Raw genomic sequence first — 16,671 nt, 5'->3', positions numbered from 1 at the left:
GGCCATTTCTGCCACCCGACACGACATGACTCGATGAAAAAGAAATCCGTCACCTCACACGATGTCGCCCGTCTTGCCGGGGTCTCGCAGTCTGCCGTCAGCCGGACCTTTTCGCCGGATGCCAAGGTGTCGGACAAGACCCGCAAGAAGGTCATGGAAGCGGCGCGGCAACTGGGCTATCGGCCCAACACCATCGCCCGCTCTCTGATCACGCGATCGAGTCGCACCATCGCGGTGGTCGTCTACAGCCTCGAGAATCCCTTCTACAGCTATATGCTGGAAAAGGCGTCCCGCTTCTTCAAGCAGCAGGGTTACCACCTGCTGCTGTTCTCGGCGTCCAGCAGCGACGGCTTCGATGACGTGCTCGACGACATCCTGAGAAGCCAGGTCGAAGGCATCCTGATGCTGGCGATTACCCTCAATGACGACCAGGCGGCTCTGGTCTGCGACTACGGCATTCCGGTGGTAATCATCAACCGTACGGTCGACTACGCGGGCATCAGCCAGGTCGCCTGTGACAACTTCCAGGGCGGCTACTGGGCGGGCCGCCACCTGGTCTCGCTGGGCCATCGCCGCATCGCCTACCTGTCTGGCCTGGTCGATTCCTCCACCGACATCCAGCGTCGCGCTGGCTTTGTCGAGGGCCTGGCCTCCATGGGGGCAGCCCTTCACGACAGCGGCATCGGCCACTACCAATACACCAGCGCCTGCCAGGCCACCCGTCTGCTGTTCGCCAGCACCACCCCACCCGACGCCCTGTTTGCCGCCAACGACCTGATGGCCATCGCCGCCATGGAAGTCATCCAGAGCGAGTTCTGCCTCAAGGTGCCCGAGGACGTCTCGGTCATCGGTTTCGACGACGTGCCCATGGCCGCCTGGCCGAGCCACTCGCTGACGACCCTGCAGCAGCCGGTACAGACCATGATCATGCGAGCCACCGAGTTGCTGCTGGCCCAGATCGACCAGCCGGACACCCCACCACAGCAGATCACCCTGCCGGTCACGCCGATGCTGCGCGGCAGCGTCAGGCGCCCTTCAGGCGACGTCAACGACACCTAGTGAAGCGACGAGCCTATCGCCATCCGCCGACGCATGCGTGAGCATGCGCCGGCGGATGGGCCAGCGCCTATTCCACCTCGAGCTGTCCATGGTCGATCAATCGATCGAGGAAGGCGTCGCTGGATGCTCCGCCCATGCGCACGCCGGCCAGGACGATAAACTGATCGGCGCCGGCGCCGTGTGCGCCGATACCACCATCGGACTTGACCGCGATGACGGTATCGTCACCCTCCTGACGGGCGTGCAGGAAGTCCGACACCTGGTGGTCACGGGCGTCATCGAGCAGATCGGAAAGATCGAGCCGGTCTGCCTCGGGATTGCGGGCGGTGTTGCCCAGGGTGAAGTCCTTGATCTCGTCTTCTGCAGGCCTGCGCACACTGCCCGCATCCCCCGCCTCGTAGCCAAAGGTGTCGGCGCCAAAGCCGCCCCACATCACGTCGCCACCGCGACCGCCGATCAGCACGTCGTCACCACCACCGCCGATCAGCACATCGCCCCCCCCTTGCCCAAGCAGGGTGTCGTTGCCGCCATCGACACGGTCTGTATCCATCAGCTCCCGGTAGTGGTCCTGGATATAGGCAATGATCTCTGCGTCGCTCGCCTCGGCGCCATTGCCATGGTGAACCGACCACTTGAGGTACTCGGTCAGCCCTTCGTAGCCGAGGCCGTCGTGGCTGCCGGCGGCAAAGCTCTCGTGGGTATCGCCGTCTCTCCAGCGAAGGTGGTCGGAGTTGACGGTGTCGCCAAACAGAATATCGGCCTTCACCCCGCCGGCAAGCACATCGTCACCGAGTACCTCGAGCGGTGCGTCGGGGCCACCCTGCGCCAGCGCGGCGTTCAGTACCTCCTGGGTGTTGACGATGACCGACTCACCGGCGGGTGACGTCCACTCGGTGCCGTCCTGCAGGGTGATGGTGCGAGTCCCCTGGGTCTCGGTATTGTCGAAGATGTCCAGATAGTCCTTGCGCAGCAGACCCGCAGGATCCGGCTCCCCCGCTACCTCTTCACCGATACCGAAGGTATGCACCTCGGACAGCCGACCGAGTTGAAGGAACTGTTGATACGCCTTGTGGACAGGGGTAAAGGCCCCCGCCACATCGCTCTCCACGATGTGTCCACCCTCCCGGTAGGAGGTTGGGAGACCATCGGTCAGGAACATGGTCAGCGACCTGTCACCTTCATCTTCCTTTGCGACATGGTATTTTCTGGCGGCGGAGAGGGCTGCCTGATAGTTGGTGGAGCCCTGGGCGGCCGCACCGTTGACGTAAGCGATAAGGCCAGCCACGTTATGTTCGTTCAGACCATCGACCGCTCTGGGTGAATGCGCCTTGTCGTCAAAACGCACCACTTGTACGTCCACATTTCCGTCGTGACCCGCCAGACGTGTGAGCAACAGATTGACGTTCTGCTGCAATAGCTGGAGCCGAGTCAGACCATCGGTGCCGGACGGCTGGCGCATGCTGCCGGACTCGTCGATCAGGATCGAGATATTGTAGTCGACACCTGACGCAATCAATCCCTGCTTGCCGCCCGGGTCGCCGATCAGGACGTCATCACCCGGGCCGGTCGACCCATGATTGTCCCCATTGTCACCGACATAGAGTTCGCCATCTTCCCGGCCCGCCATCACATCGACCGTCAGTGACGCCGAGGTGATATCACCGTCGCCATCGGTGCCGGTGTAGTCGATCACTGCGTCACCGGCGAAGCCCTGGTGCGGGACGAAGGTCAGGGTGCTGTCGGGGTTGATGGTGACGCTGCCGACGCCAGCACCACCCTGAACGCTGGCCCTGATGACACCGCCCGGGCCATCGGCACCATGTTCATCGTTGGCCAGCACATCCACACGCACCGGCGTGCCGCTGGCGGTGGTGGCACTGTCGTCATGGGCGATTCCGCTGTCGTCATCGATGATGATCTGCACAGCTCCGTCAGCGCTGTCGCCGTCCCCATCGGTGACGGTGTAGCCCACTGTGAACTTGATATCGTCTTCAAACCTGCTGCTGCGGTGGTCCAGCGGACCCTCGACAAACAACTTGTAATAGGGGCCCGTTGCAGGGCCATGCAGTATCCAGATAACGCGGTCACCGTTGTCGTCGAATCCTTCCAGCGAACGACCGTTACCACTGAGCTGCCAATTGATCGGGACGCCGCCGGAGGTCAGTGCCGGCAGCCCGGCGGTGTGCCAGGTGAAGGAACGCACGCCGTCGTTACCGACGTCATAGTTCAAACGAGCGGCGGTAAAGCTCTGGGAAGTCAAGGCGTCCCCTACGCCACCTCGAATGCCGTCGGGTAGGCCCTCTTCGTCAACCACCGACCTGATCAGACCGGCGGTCGGGGTATGGTCGTGTGGACTGTCGATCGAGGTGTAGGTGCTCGCATTGTCTGTTTCGGAATCGGTGTTCATGACAGTCTCCTGTCCTTGGGTGGGTCGAAATTCGCGTATGACTCCTTGAAGCTAGGCGGTCGATACCGACCTCGACACTGGACTGGAGGCCACCACTTTTCGCCCCATTACTCCTCGACATCTGGCGCCAAACGCGACTTTCATAAAAAACCGACACTTGCGAATCAGCAAAAAACCACTTCACACCAAAAGCCACACGAAAGAAAATTCACGAAATTCGTTGCCAACTGAAAAACAACACTTTTTTGTTTTCCACCGATTTGAAAACATGAGATTCCGGCATCGAAAAACTCGAAACAACACAGTTCCGTAGGTCGGATCAACGCCGGCGCTGCCCTGGCTTATAAAAGCCAACAGTCCACCTTGTCGGTCACCGCTACCTTTTGGAATATTGATCGATCAACATTGATCACACGACAGAAAAAACATCCATCAATCATCGATAAGTCGAGGCAGAATTTCAGCCGGTTTATCGACTTAAAAAAGACGCAAAAAAAATTGCGATAGCCGACAAGATATCACCCGACCAAAGGCCGGGTGATCGAAGGGGATCTTCGCTGGAGTGATCCACCGCTGACTCCACTCTCTACTCCACTGCCTACTCCACCAGCAGCGCGGCCTCCTGGCCGATGCGCTCCAGCGTGGTGTCGCCTGCGCCCGGCACACCGGCACCGTTCAGGACCAGCGCTTGTTCGCTGTCTGCGCCACTGCCACTGCCGCCACCACTGCCTCCACCACTGCCCCCTGCCGACGCGGGGCCTACGCTGTCGGTCTGGTCCTGTTCCGGAGGCAGCCAGACCGATACCTCCTCGTCGCTCTCGTCATCAAGCAATTCCGACAGCGCCAGCCGGTCCGTCTGGGCGTTGTCCAAAGCGTTGCCGAGGACGTCGTCCTGAGCCTCGGCTTCGAGGACACTCACGGAGCCAAAGTCGTAGGGCAGCGATCCCGACTGGATGCTAGACTCACCGGGGGCGTCATCACCGCCATCGGTGATACCGTCCGCCAGACCGTCCTCAGCGACGACAACCGGGGTGAGACTCGAGTTGGCCCTGGCGTAGTCACCGGTATCGACATTGCTCTCCACTGTGATGGAAACATCGTCCACATCGATGGAGCCGTCACCGTCGATGACGTTCAGGTAGACGGTGGCGATTCCCGTAAAGTCGGGATGGGCCGTGAAGAAAAATCCTGCGCTGGTGGTGCTGACGCTGCCGACCGCGTCACCCCCCTGAACCTCGACGCTGAAGTCGAGGCCATAGTCGGCACCGGACCTGGAGAAGCGCAGTACATTGCCGAAAAATACCGTGGAGCCACTCTCGATGGTTGCTTCCATGCTGGCCACGGCGAAGGGGCTATCATCGTTTACCCGTACCTGTATCTTGCTTGCGGCACTGTCACCGTCGCCATCGGTGATCCGGTAACCAATATCGAAGTCGATGTTGCTTTCCACATAGGCATCGTCATGGTCCATCGACTGCTCCAACCACACCTGATAGTCCCCGCTGAGGACATCGGTGAGTTCAAACCGTATTACCGTACGCCCATCGGCAGCGCCCCTGAGCACAAGACCGTCGTCGCTGAGCTGCCAATCGATCGAAGATCCCCGACTCGTCAGCGTCGGCAGGTCCTCGGTCAGCCAGGTAAAACTGCCAGGCCCGTCATCGCCGAAGTCATAGCCCAGTTGACCATTGTAAGAAGTGCCAGCGGGGTCAGGAATATCGCCAGGACCACCACCTATACCGTCAACCAGACCGTCCTCGTCGAGGAGAACCCAGGGCGGCGTGGATGGGGTGGTGGGGATACCATTCCCCTGCGGGTCCCTGACGGTGACGGTAAGCCGCCCCTCACTGGTGTCGCCGTCGCCATCGCTGGCGCTGTAGTCGATCAGGGCGCTACCGGTGAAGCCGTCGCCAGGCACGAAAGTCAGGGTATCGTCGCCATTGACGCTGACGCTGCCGACGCTCGCCCCTCCCTGGACGCTGGCCGCGACCACCCCGCCACTCCCGTCGGCGCCGTGGTCGTCGTTGGCCAGCACGTCCAGGGTGACCGGGGTGGCGTTATCGGTGGTGGCGCTGTCGTCGTTGGCCCGACCACTGTCGTCATCCACGGTGACGCGCAATACACCGTCGGCACTGTCGCCATCAGCGTCGCTGATGGTATAGCCCACGCTGAAGTTGAGATCGTCCTCGACACCGGCGTAGGTGTGATCCAGCGGCTGTGCCACCGCCACCTTGTAGCTGCCGCTGGCGAGGTCGGTAAGCTGCACCGAAATCACCCGCTCACCGTTGCCGTCAAACCCCACCAGGGAGCGACCATTGCCGCTGAGGCGCCAGTTGACCGGATCGCCGCCGCTGGTCAGCGCGGGCAGGCCATCGGTGTGCCAAGTGAAGCCGCCCAGACCGTCATCGCCAGCGTCGTAACCCAAGACGCCGGTCTCCACGGTCTGCTCGGTGAGCGCATCCCTGACACCGCCGTGGATGCCGCCGGCCAGACCATCCTCGTCGACCACGGCCTTGGCCGGAACTGTGGCGGGGTCACCATCGGTCTCGGGGGTGGTCGGGACATCGTTGCGCTGCCCCTCGACCGTGACAGTAAGCCGCCCCTCACTGGTGTCGCCGTCGCCGTCGGTGCCTGTGTAATCGATCCGCGCCTCACCCACGAAGTCCACATGGGGCACAAAGGTCAGGGTGCCGTCGGGGTTGGCGGTAACACTGCCGACGCTCGCCCCGCCCTGGACGCTGGCCGCGACCACCCCGCCACTCCCGTCGGCGCCAAAGGCGTCATTGTCCAGCACATCCAGCGTCACCGAAGTGCCAATGGTGGTGGTGGCGATGTCGTCGTTGGCCCGGCCACTGTCGTCATCCACGGTGACACGCAATACACCGTCGGCGCTGTCGCCATCAGCGTCGCTGATGGTATAGCCCACGCTGAAGTTGAGGTCGTCCTCGATGCCGGCGTAGGTGTGATCCAGCGGCTGTGCCACCGCCACCTTGTAGCTGCCGCTAGCCACATCCGTAAGCTGCACCGAAATCACCCGATCGCCATTGCCGTCGACCCCCACCAGCGAGCGACCATTGCCATTGAGCCTCCAGCTCACCGGGTCGCCGCCGCTGGTCAGCGCTGGCAGGCCGGCAGTGTGCCAGCGAAAGCTGCCCGGACCATCGTTGCCCACGTCGTAGCCCAAAACGCCCTCGGCGACGGTATGTTCGGTCAGCGCATCCCTGACACCGCCGTGGATGCCGCCGGCCAGGCCATCCTCGTCGACCACGGCCTTGGCCGGACGGGTCGCAGGATCATCGTCGGTCTCGGGAGTGATGGGGGCATCCACGCCGCTGGTATTCATCAGCGCAGTGGCGCTGGCATTGGCTCTTTCGGTGTCGGTATTCATGGGAGTGTCCTCGCCGCCGGTTGGTGGCGGCAAACAACGAAAACAAGGCAACAAGCTCGGTTTTATTCCTGCGACTGCCTTAAACCTAGGCACTGATTTTCGCTCTCGACACTGGACTGACGAACACCAATATCACTCAAAGTCTCCTTGTTTTCCGACATCAAAAATTTCTTTTTTATAAAACAGCCAATTGCGCGTCAGAAAACACCTCAGGCACCAATCCACACTTTGTGATAAAAAATTCACAAAATTCTAAATAATTGATAATTTGACACTTTACTTTATAAATAAACACCAAGGTCGCTGCCATTAAGCGATTCCACAATCGATTAAGCACAATTTTGCATGCTTATTCCACGCCCCGAGCAACGATGACTGCGAACAATCACACAAAACACTCTAGACTTTACGTCACGATTTCCCTCCCTTGTCAGTTCGACAACTAAAAAAACAAGAACCACGCTTCCATCTTTCCATAAGCGAGTACACGCCGGCCTTTACGCACGCCGCTATAACGTCATGCCAAAGAATTATTACCTTTTGATTCAAACCCCGATTGGCTGGATTTACGTGCTGATGTTGTGGGTCGAGATCACCCCCGAAGAACAGCCGATAGGTGCTGCGCTTGCAGGATGCAGTGCACGGCTCTGTCGCTCGGAGGGGGCTGGGAGGGGGCTAGTGGTGATAAGAGATAGCCGTCCAGCGTCTGGCGTCTCGTACTCGAGGGAGGCTCGTCGCTATGCAAAAAACATCACCCGGCCAAGGGCCGGGTGATTGAAGGGGACTTTCGCTGAAGTGATCCATCGCTTGCTCCACGGCTTACTCCAACATTTGCTCCACCGCTTGCTCCACGGCCTATTCCACCGCTTGCTCCACCGCTTGCTGCACGGCCTATTCGACCGCTTACTCCACTCTCTACTCCACTCTCTACTCCACTGCCTACTCCACCAGCAGCGCGACCTCATGGCCGATGCGCTCCAGGGTGGTATCGCCGGCACCGGCGCCGTTCAGGGCCAGCGCTTGTTCACTATCTGCGCCGCTGTCACTGCTGCCACCACTGCCGCCGCCACTGCCCCCTGCCGACGCGGGGCCTACGCTGTCTGTCTGGTCCTGTTCCGGCGGCAGCCAGGCCGCTACCTCCTCGTCGCTCTCGTCGAGCAATTCCGACAACGCCAGCCGGCCCGCCTGGGCAGCGACTTCCTCGCCTGTCACAAGCACACCCGTGTCGCCAATGGCAGAGGCACTGACGTCAGCATCCGCTGGCGCTGGCGCCACGTTGGCTCTAGCGAAACTGCGAGCCTCATCGTATTCGCTATCAGCAGCATCTACCCAGAGACTCGTTTCACTGATAAAGCCCCCGTCGTACAAGAACGTCACCGTATGATCGGGATTGATCGTCACCTGGCCACCATCACCGCTGGAGACTCTCACCTTCAGGGAACCGTAGCCATCGCCGCCGAAGTTCACCAAATCGAGGGTCACCGGAATGCCGCTATAAAAGGTAAAGCCTTCCAGATCAGCAGTGATCACAGGCGTGTCGTCATCTACCGTCAGCCGGAGTTGTCCTTCAGCAGTATCGCCGTCACCGTCGGTAATGACGTAGCCGACCGCGACATTGATATCACTCTCCCCAAGGTCATCTTTGTGGTCCAACGGACGATACAGCTCGACGCGGTAGTCGCCGCTGTCGATATCGGTCATCTCGATGCCAATCACAGTATTACCGTCGCTATCGGAGGCCAGGAGGCTGTGGCCGGAGCTACCGAGTGACCAGGCCAGGGGGCGTCCTTGCGACGTTAAAGACGGCATGCCTTCTGTCGTCCAGCGGAAGCTGCCACGCCCTCCCTCACCGAAGTCATAGCCCAGCGAACCGGTCACCACGGTCTGCTCACCGGGAACGTCATTGAAACCGCCGGGGTTGCCGCCGAGGCCATCCTCATCGACGACGGCCTCGGCCACCATGGTGGCGGGGTCGCCATCGGTTTCCGGGGTCGTCGGTCTGGTGGGGTCGCCACCCGTCACATCGATAGAGAGCGTCGCCTCGCTGCTGTCACCGTCGTTGTCGCTGCTGCTGTAGTCGATCTCCGCCACGCCGGAGAAGCTCGGGTTGGGTATGAAGGTCACGGTGTCATCGGCATTGACCGTGATGCTGCCGACCCCTGCCCCTCCCTGAAGGCCAAACCCGCCGATGCTCCCCGGCCCATCGGCGCCATATTTATCGTTGGTGGACACATCCACGGTAATCGGGGTGTCACTGTCGGTACTGGCGCTATCATCGCTGGCGCTGCCGGCGTCGTCGTCGACAAAGAGCAGGAAGACACCCTCGGCACGGTCCCCGTCGCGATCGGTGACGGTATAGCCAACCTCTAAGGCGCGGTTATCCTCTACAACATAAGACAACGAGGGGGACGGCTCGTGATCCAACGGCTGGAACAGCGCCACTCGATAGCTACCGCTGGCAACATCGGTCAATTGCACCGAGATCACCCGGTCGCCACTGCTATCTACGCCCAGCAGCGAACGCCCGTTACCGCTTAACTGCCAGGTCACCGGATCTCCGCCGGTCGTCAGCGTCGGCAGATCGTCGCTATGCCAGGTAAAACCACCCTGACCGTTATTTCCGAAGTTGTAGCCCACCAAGCCGGTGGCGACGGTGCGTTCGGTGGCAACATCCCCATCTCCTCCCGGGATACCGCCTGGCAGCCCGTCTTCGTCGACGAAGGTCCTGACAGGGACAGTGTTCGGATCGTCATCGGTTTCCGGGGTAGTCGGGATGTCATCGGTTTCGACGTCCACGACAAGCGTGCCGGTACTGATGTCACCGTCGCCGTCCATTGCGTCATAGTGAACACGCGCAACGCCAGAGAAAGACGAATCGGATTCAAAGGTCAAGGTACTGTTAGGGTGGATCTTGAGGGTGCCGACGCCGTCGGCGCCACCCTGAATGCGGGCGCCGACAAGACGTCCCGGCCCATCGGCGCCGAACTCATCATTGGCCAGCACATCCACCCTGACCCGGTCACCGCTCACGGTGCTGACACTGTCATCATTGGCGCGAACGCTGTCGTCATTCACGCTGACATTGAGCACGCCTTGCGCAGCCTCGCCGTCACGATCGGTGATCACGTAGCCCAGCGCCATGTCGATACTGTCCTCGCTCATGGCATCATCGTGATCAAGCGGTCGGAGCAGTGACACGCGATACTCTGCGTTGAGAATATCGATGATTCTGACGCGCAGGACGTCATTGCCCTCGGTATCGGAGGCCGTCATGGTATGGCCGGTGGCATTGAGCGACCAGCTCAATGGGCGGCCTTGTGACGTCAAGGAGGGCAGACCGTCGGTGCTCCAGCGGAAGGTTCCACGCCCATCAGAGCCAAAGTCATAGCCCAGCGAGCCGGTCACGACGGTCAGCTCGCCTGGCGCATCACCCGGACCACCGGCAACACCACCGGCCAGGCCGTCCTCGTCGACAACCGCCGTGGCGGGTCCGGTGGCTGGATCGTCATCGGTCTCCGGGGTGGTAGGACGATCCGTGCCCTGGTCGACACTGACGCTGAGCTGTCCAGCGGTAATGTCGCCGTCTGCATCGCTGCCGGTGTAATCAATCAGCGCGGTGCCGCTAAAGCTTGCCTGTGGCACAAAGGTCAACACGCCAGCGCTGGTTAGCGTGACGCTGCCGACATCCGCGCCTCCCTGGACACTGGCAGCGATCACCCGTCCCGGGCCATCGGCGCCGTGGTCGTCGTTGGCCAGCACGTCCACATCGACCGCGGTAGCGCGATCGGTGCGCGCACTGTCGTCGTTGGCACGACCACGGTCATCATCCACGGTCACGCGCAGCACACCCTCAGCAGTGTCACCGTCAGCGTCGCTGACGCTGTAGCCCACGACGAAGTTGAGGTCGTCCTCGACCCTGGCGTTGGCGTGGTCCAGCGGCCTTGCCACTGCCACCTTGTAGCTGCCGGTCGCCTGATCGACAAGCTGAACCGAGATGGCCCTATCGCCATTGCTGTCAAACCCCACCAGCGAACGACCGTTACCGTTGAGCCGCCAGGTCACCGGATCACCGCCGCTGGTCAGCGACGGCAGGCCGTCGGTGCTCCAGCGAAAGTCTCCCTGGCCATCGCTGCCGAAGTCATAGCCAAGCACGCCCGTCGCGACCGTGAGTTCGGTGGGCGCATCCCTGACACCGCCGTGGATGCCGCCCGCCAGGCCATCCTCGTCGACCACGGCCTTGGCGGGGTTGGACAGGGGGTCGCCGTCGGTCTCCGGAGTGATGGGAATACCGGCATCATCGCTCTTGACCACAACGCGGAGCTGTGCACTGCGGGTATCACCGTCGGCATCGCTCGCGGTGTAGTCGATCAGCGCACTCCCTGAGAAGTCAGGGTGGGGGATAAAGGTCAGGGTGCTGTCGGGATTGATGGTGACGTTGCCAACCGCTGCCCCACCGCGCACGCTGGCGGAGACGAGACCACCCAGGCCATCAGCGCCGTACTGGTCGTTGGCCAGCACGTCCACGCTGATCGGGCTGGCCTTGTCAGTAGTGGTGCTGTCATCGACCAGCAGCATACTATCGTCATCCACGCTGATCCTTAGCTGGCCCTGGGCAGTGTCGCCGTTGCCGTCGGTGATCATGTAGCGAACGGTCAGATCGATATTGTCCTCGAGGCTGGCATCGTCGTGGTCAAGCGGCCGGTGCAGCTCGACACGATAGAGCCCCTGCTCGAGATCGGTGATGCGGACGCTGATCACCTCGTTGCCAAGCGCATCCACGCCCGTCACCTCATGCCCGGTACCGTTGATCAACCAGCTTAACGGGCTACCCTGTGAGCTCAGCGCCGGCAGGCCATCGGTGACCCAGTGGAAGGGAAACAGCCACGGGCCATCCTTGCCGAAGTCATTGCCCAGCGACCCGGTGACGACCCTGGCCTCTCCGGCCACGTCCCCCGGGCCGCCGGCGATGCCACCGGCGAGGCCTTCCTCGTCGAGCACGGCCCGGGCCGAGACGGTGGCAGAGTCGCCATCGCTCAGCGGCGTGATCGGTACATTGTTGCCAGAGGCGCCGACACTGACCTCGACACGTCCGCCGGTCTCATCGCCATCACCGTCAGTGTATCCGAGCTGCAACAAGGCCTTGCCGTGGAACTCGGGATGCGGCGTGAAGGTGGCATAAAAATCACCCTCTTCGTGGCTGACCTGGCCAACGCTATCGCCGCCGACGACCTCGGCGCGAAAGTTGGCGACCCGCTCGAAGTCGGCGCCGATAAGGATGTCATCCCGCAGATCAAACCTGACCGGGGTATCGGTGCCAGTGAAGTACCATCCCCTGTACCCACCACCACGGGGACTGTCGTCGTCCACCAGGATGTCCAGCGAGCCTTGCGCACTATCGCCGTTGCCATCGGTGATGACGTAGCCGACGCTGAAGGTGATGTCGTCTTCCAGGTAGGGGTCGCTGTGATCCAGTCCCTTTAGCAGTTCAACTTTGAAGATGCCCGGCTCCAGGCCCAGGAGCTTTATGCTGATCACGTCTACCTGGTCATAGTAGCCGAAAATATTGAGACCGCGGGCCTTGCCGATCAGGCTGTTACCAGCGGCGTTGAGCGACCAGGTCACAGGCTCACCATTCGCACTCAATTCGGGCAAGCCATCGGTGGACCAGCGGAAGCTGCCAGGCCCAGCCTCGCCAAAGTCGTAGCCCAGAAAACCGTCGAAATAGGCTTGGTAGTATCCGATATCGCCGGAACCACCTTCCAGGCCAATCAATTCATAGGCAAACAAGTAAAGCCGGTCCTCATCGACGATGGCGGTGGGCGCCACGTTCTCAGGATCACCGTCGCTGTCCGGGGTGGTGGGGCCGCCGGCGTCGCCACCTTCGACGACGACGCTGAGTGTGGCGGCGGCGGTGTCACCGTCGGCGTCACTGACGACGTAATCGATCAGCACCTCTCTGCCGAAAAGCTCCGGGTGAGGCACGAAGGTCAGGCTGTTGTCGGGGTTGATCGTGACGCTGCCGACCGCTGGCCCGCCGCGCACGCTGGCGTCGATGATGCCCCCAGGACCATCGGCGCCCAGCCCGTCGTTGTCCAGCACCGCTACCCTGATCGCCGTGTCGACGGCGATTGTGGCGCTATCGTCTCGGGCCACCAGGCTGTCGTCGTCCACCACGATGTCAAGCCTGCCGGCGGCAACGTCTCCGCCACCGTCGGTGACGGTATAGCCCACCTCGATAGAGAGGTCGTCCTCGATGCCAGAAATGACATGATCCAGCGGCTTGTCCAGCGTCACCTTGTAGCGGCCGGTCACCACGTCGACAAGCTGTACCGCGATGACCCTGCCGCCACCGCTGTCGACGCCCAGCAGCGAACGGCCATTGCCGCTTAGCCGCCAGCTCACCGGATCGCCACCGGAGGTCAGTATCGGCAGGCCATCGGTGTGCCAGCGGAAGCCACCCGGACCATCATTGCCGAAGTCGTAGCCCAGCGATCCGATGGTCACGCGACTCTGGGTAGCCGTGTCGCCGGCCCCCCCGGCGATACCGCCTGCCAGGCCATCCTCGTCGACCACCGCCTTGGGCGACCGGGTGTCGGGGTCGCCATCGGTCAGTGGCGTGATCAGCCCGTCAGGATTGACGGCCGCAACAGACACGGTGAGGGTGCCGACGGGGAAGTCACCGTCGCCATCGGAGCGGGCGTAGTCGATAAGCGCATCGCCGGAGAATCCCACAGCGGGAACAAAGGTCAGGGTGCCATCGGGATTGATCGACACGGTGCCCACAGCGTCGCCGCCCTGAACGCTTGCCTGCATGACCTTGCGTACGCCCTCGGCGCCGATCTCGTCGTTGCTCAGCACGTCCACGATGACCGGGGTGGCACTGAGGGTGGCAGCGCTATCGCTGTTGGCGCGGCCGGCGTCGTCATTGACACGGATCTCGAGTACGCCTTCAGCCGTGTCGCCGTCACCATCGGTAACGACATAGTCGATCACAAAGTCGACATTGTCCTCGATGCTTGGATCCGAGTGATCCAGCGGCTGGAACAGCTCGAAGCGATATTCACCCGTCGTAATATCGACAAGTTCAAGCCTGAATACCGAGCCGAACTGCGCGTCCTTGGCAATCAAGGTCCGTCCATTATTCACCAGTGACAGGCGCGGCACTTCCCCTCTCACCTCCACATCTACCAAATAGGAGCTACGAATCCAGGAGAAACCAGCAACCCCATCGTCGCCAGCGTCATAACCCAGGAAACCGGTGGCGACCGTTGACTCGCCGGCGATATCGCCGATACCGCCAGCAATGCCCCCGGGCAGACCCTCCTCATCGACGACGACCCTGGCCGGTTGGGTATCGGGGTCGTCGTCGGTTTCCGGAGTGGACCGCGTCGTCGAGGCAGCGTCGCGGACATTGACGGTCAGACCTCCTTGGGTGGTGTCACCATCGCCATCGCTGCTGGTGTAATCGATCAGGGCATCGCCCAGAAAGTCCGGGTGAGGCACGAAGGACAAGCGGCCATCGCCCCGGACCGTGACGCTACCGACATCGGCTCCCCCTTGAACGCTGGCCGCGACAACCCCACCCGAACCGTCGGCACCGAGAACGTCGTTAGCCAGCACGTCGACGATGACCTGGGTGTCCTTGGACGTGGAAGCCCTGTCGTCGTTGGCGCGAGGAGCGTCATCATTGACCGTGACCTCGAGCACGCCGAAAGCGCTGTTGCCAGAGACGTCGACGACGACATAGCCCAACTCGAAGTGAATACTGTCATCGTTGCCAGCGCCTGAGTGATCCAGTGCGGCAATCTGGTCGCGGTCAGCAAAGTGTCTAACGTCAGGCAACCGTACCTCATAGCTGCCGGAGGCTAAGTCGGTAAGCACCACCTCGATGACCGCATACTCCTCCTGGGCGTCACTATCGTAGGCAACCCCACGCACCCTGTGGCTACTAGCGTCAATCAACCATGACACCGGATAGCCGTCAGCGGTCAGACGCGGCAAACTGGCGATATCCCAATCGAAGCTGCTCACCCGTTGAATTTCGTAGCCAGTTTCTTCTGAGCAATCGCTGCCGAGGTCATAGCCCAGCGACCCGGCCGCCACGACCGTTTCGCCTGTGCCTGAGCCGCTGGCACTGCCGTAGTAAGAGGCGGCTTCATCGACGATAGCGTGGGCCGGTTCGGTGGTGGGATCGCCATCGGTCTCCGGGGTGGTCGCCACCTCGCTGTTCTCACATTCTCGGATATCGAAGTGGGCCTCGATGTTCACCCGGTCGCCGTCACCATCAATGACAACGATCTGGAACTCGAACGATCCCTCGGCATCGGGGTCGGCCTTGAACACCCAATATTCCAAGTTGACGGCGAGCAGGCCTTTGTCGGTGTCGATCATCGCCCCCAGTGGATATTCGGTGTCGTCACCGGGCAGGCTGACAAAGACGCGGTCGAGGCCTTCTTTGCCAGCATCCATCCTCCAGCGATCGACGACAAAGTTCCCCGGAACGACCGAACTGGGAGTATCGATGCCGTTGTACCCCGAGTAGGTGGGTGGCGCTACATCAACCACATTGATGTCGACCCAGGCCTTCTCTTCCCTGCCCTCGTTGTCGGTGGCGATGAAAGGAAACGATAACGACAGAATGTCGTCGAAATCAGGCCCGGTATGGTCCAGTTTCCGATTCACCGAAACAGTGACCAACTCGTCGTCGTCAGTCACTTGCAGGATCAGCAGGGCTCTTCCCGGATCCTCGTCCAGCAAACTCTCCTCGAACAGCATCAATCGCTGCCCGTCGGGTGAAATCCGAAACCCCACTGGCTCACCGTCCGCCGTCAGTTCGGGGAGGTCAGGAGCCACCCAGCGATAGGGCTCATTGCTGGCAGGATCTCTGTTGTATCCAAAGTCGTGGTTCAGCCTGAAGCTATAACTCCCACCGCCATCGGTGACAGAGAGAAGGACAGCGGGCTCCGCGCCGCGGGTATTCATCACCGCAGTGGCGCTGGCATTGGCTCTTTCAGTGTCGGTATTCATGGGAGTGTCCTCGCCGCCGGTTGGTGGCGGCAAACAACGAAAACAAGGCAACAAGCACGGTGTGATTCCTGCGTCTGCCTTAAACCTAGGCACTGATTTTCGCTCTCGACACTGGACTGACGAACATCATTATCACTCGAAGCCTCCTTGTTTTCCGACATCAAAATTTTCTTTTTTATAAAACAGATAATTGCGCGTCAGAAAACGCCTCAGCCACCAATTCACGCTTTGTGATAAAAAATTCACAAATTTTTAAATGATTGATAATTCGAAACTTTACTTTATGAATAAATACCAAGATCGCTGCCTTTAAGCGAATACATAATCGATTAAGCACAATTTTGCATGCTTATTCCACGCCTCGGGCAACGATGACTGCGAACAATCACACAAAACACTCTAGATTTTACGTCACGATTTTCTTCCCTTGCCAGTTCGACAACTGAAAAAACAAAAACCACGCTTCCATCTTTCCATAAGCGAGTACACGCCGGCCTTTACGCACGTCGTTATAACGCCATAACAAAAAATTATCACCTTCTGATAAAAACCCCGATTGGCCGAATTCAAGTGCTGATGTTGTGGGTCGAGATCACCCCCCGAAGAACAGCCGATAGTTGCTGCGCTTGCAGGATGCAGTGCACGGCCCTGTCGCTGGGAGGGGGCCGGGAGAGAGGGCTGGGAGCGCTCGTAGCGATGCGAGATAGCCGAGGCGTCTCGTACTCAAGGGAGGCTCGTCGCTATGCAAAAAACATCACCCGGCCAAGGGCCGGGTGATCGAAGGGGACTT

The 16,671-nt window shown here is 60.8% G+C and carries 4 protein-coding genes; 1 reads left to right on the top strand and 3 read right to left on the bottom strand.

The window, feature by feature from the left end; genetic code table 11:
- Positions 1 to 33 precede the first annotated feature (33 nt).
- Positions 34 to 1,059 carry a LacI family DNA-binding transcriptional regulator gene (locus C9F12_RS06475; RefSeq protein ID WP_045992521.1) on the top strand — a complete coding sequence of 342 codons (1,026 nt, stop codon included), beginning with the start codon at positions 34 to 36 and terminating at the stop codon, positions 1,057 to 1,059.
- Positions 1,060 to 1,126: 67 nt separating this feature from the next.
- Here the strand turns inward: C9F12_RS06475 and C9F12_RS06470 are convergent, their stop codons facing one another.
- The 3 genes from C9F12_RS06470 to C9F12_RS06460 form a co-directional block, all read right to left on the bottom strand.
- Positions 1,127 to 3,466, bottom strand: a complete 2,340-nt coding sequence (locus tag C9F12_RS06470) for a type I secretion C-terminal target domain-containing protein (RefSeq protein WP_108448355.1) — start codon at positions 3,464 to 3,466, stop codon at positions 1,127 to 1,129.
- 598 nt (positions 3,467 to 4,064) lie between these two features.
- On the bottom strand, positions 4,065 to 6,854 hold the full coding sequence (locus C9F12_RS06465) for a cadherin-like domain-containing protein (protein ID WP_108448354.1): 2,790 nt from the start codon (positions 6,852 to 6,854) through the stop codon (positions 4,065 to 4,067).
- Between the two features lie 939 nt (positions 6,855 to 7,793).
- Entirely contained in the window at positions 7,794 to 15,881 is an 8,088-nt protein-coding gene (locus C9F12_RS06460; RefSeq protein WP_108448353.1) for a tandem-95 repeat protein, read from the bottom strand.
- Between the last annotated feature and the right edge of the window lie 790 nt (positions 15,882 to 16,671).

The organism is Halomonas sp. BN3-1, assembly GCF_003056325.1.
Taxonomy (GTDB): Bacteria; Pseudomonadota; Gammaproteobacteria; order Pseudomonadales; family Halomonadaceae; genus Halomonas; species Halomonas litopenaei.
The sequence above is the reverse complement of the archived record's forward strand: the minus strand, read 5'-3'. Positions and strand labels throughout refer to the sequence as shown.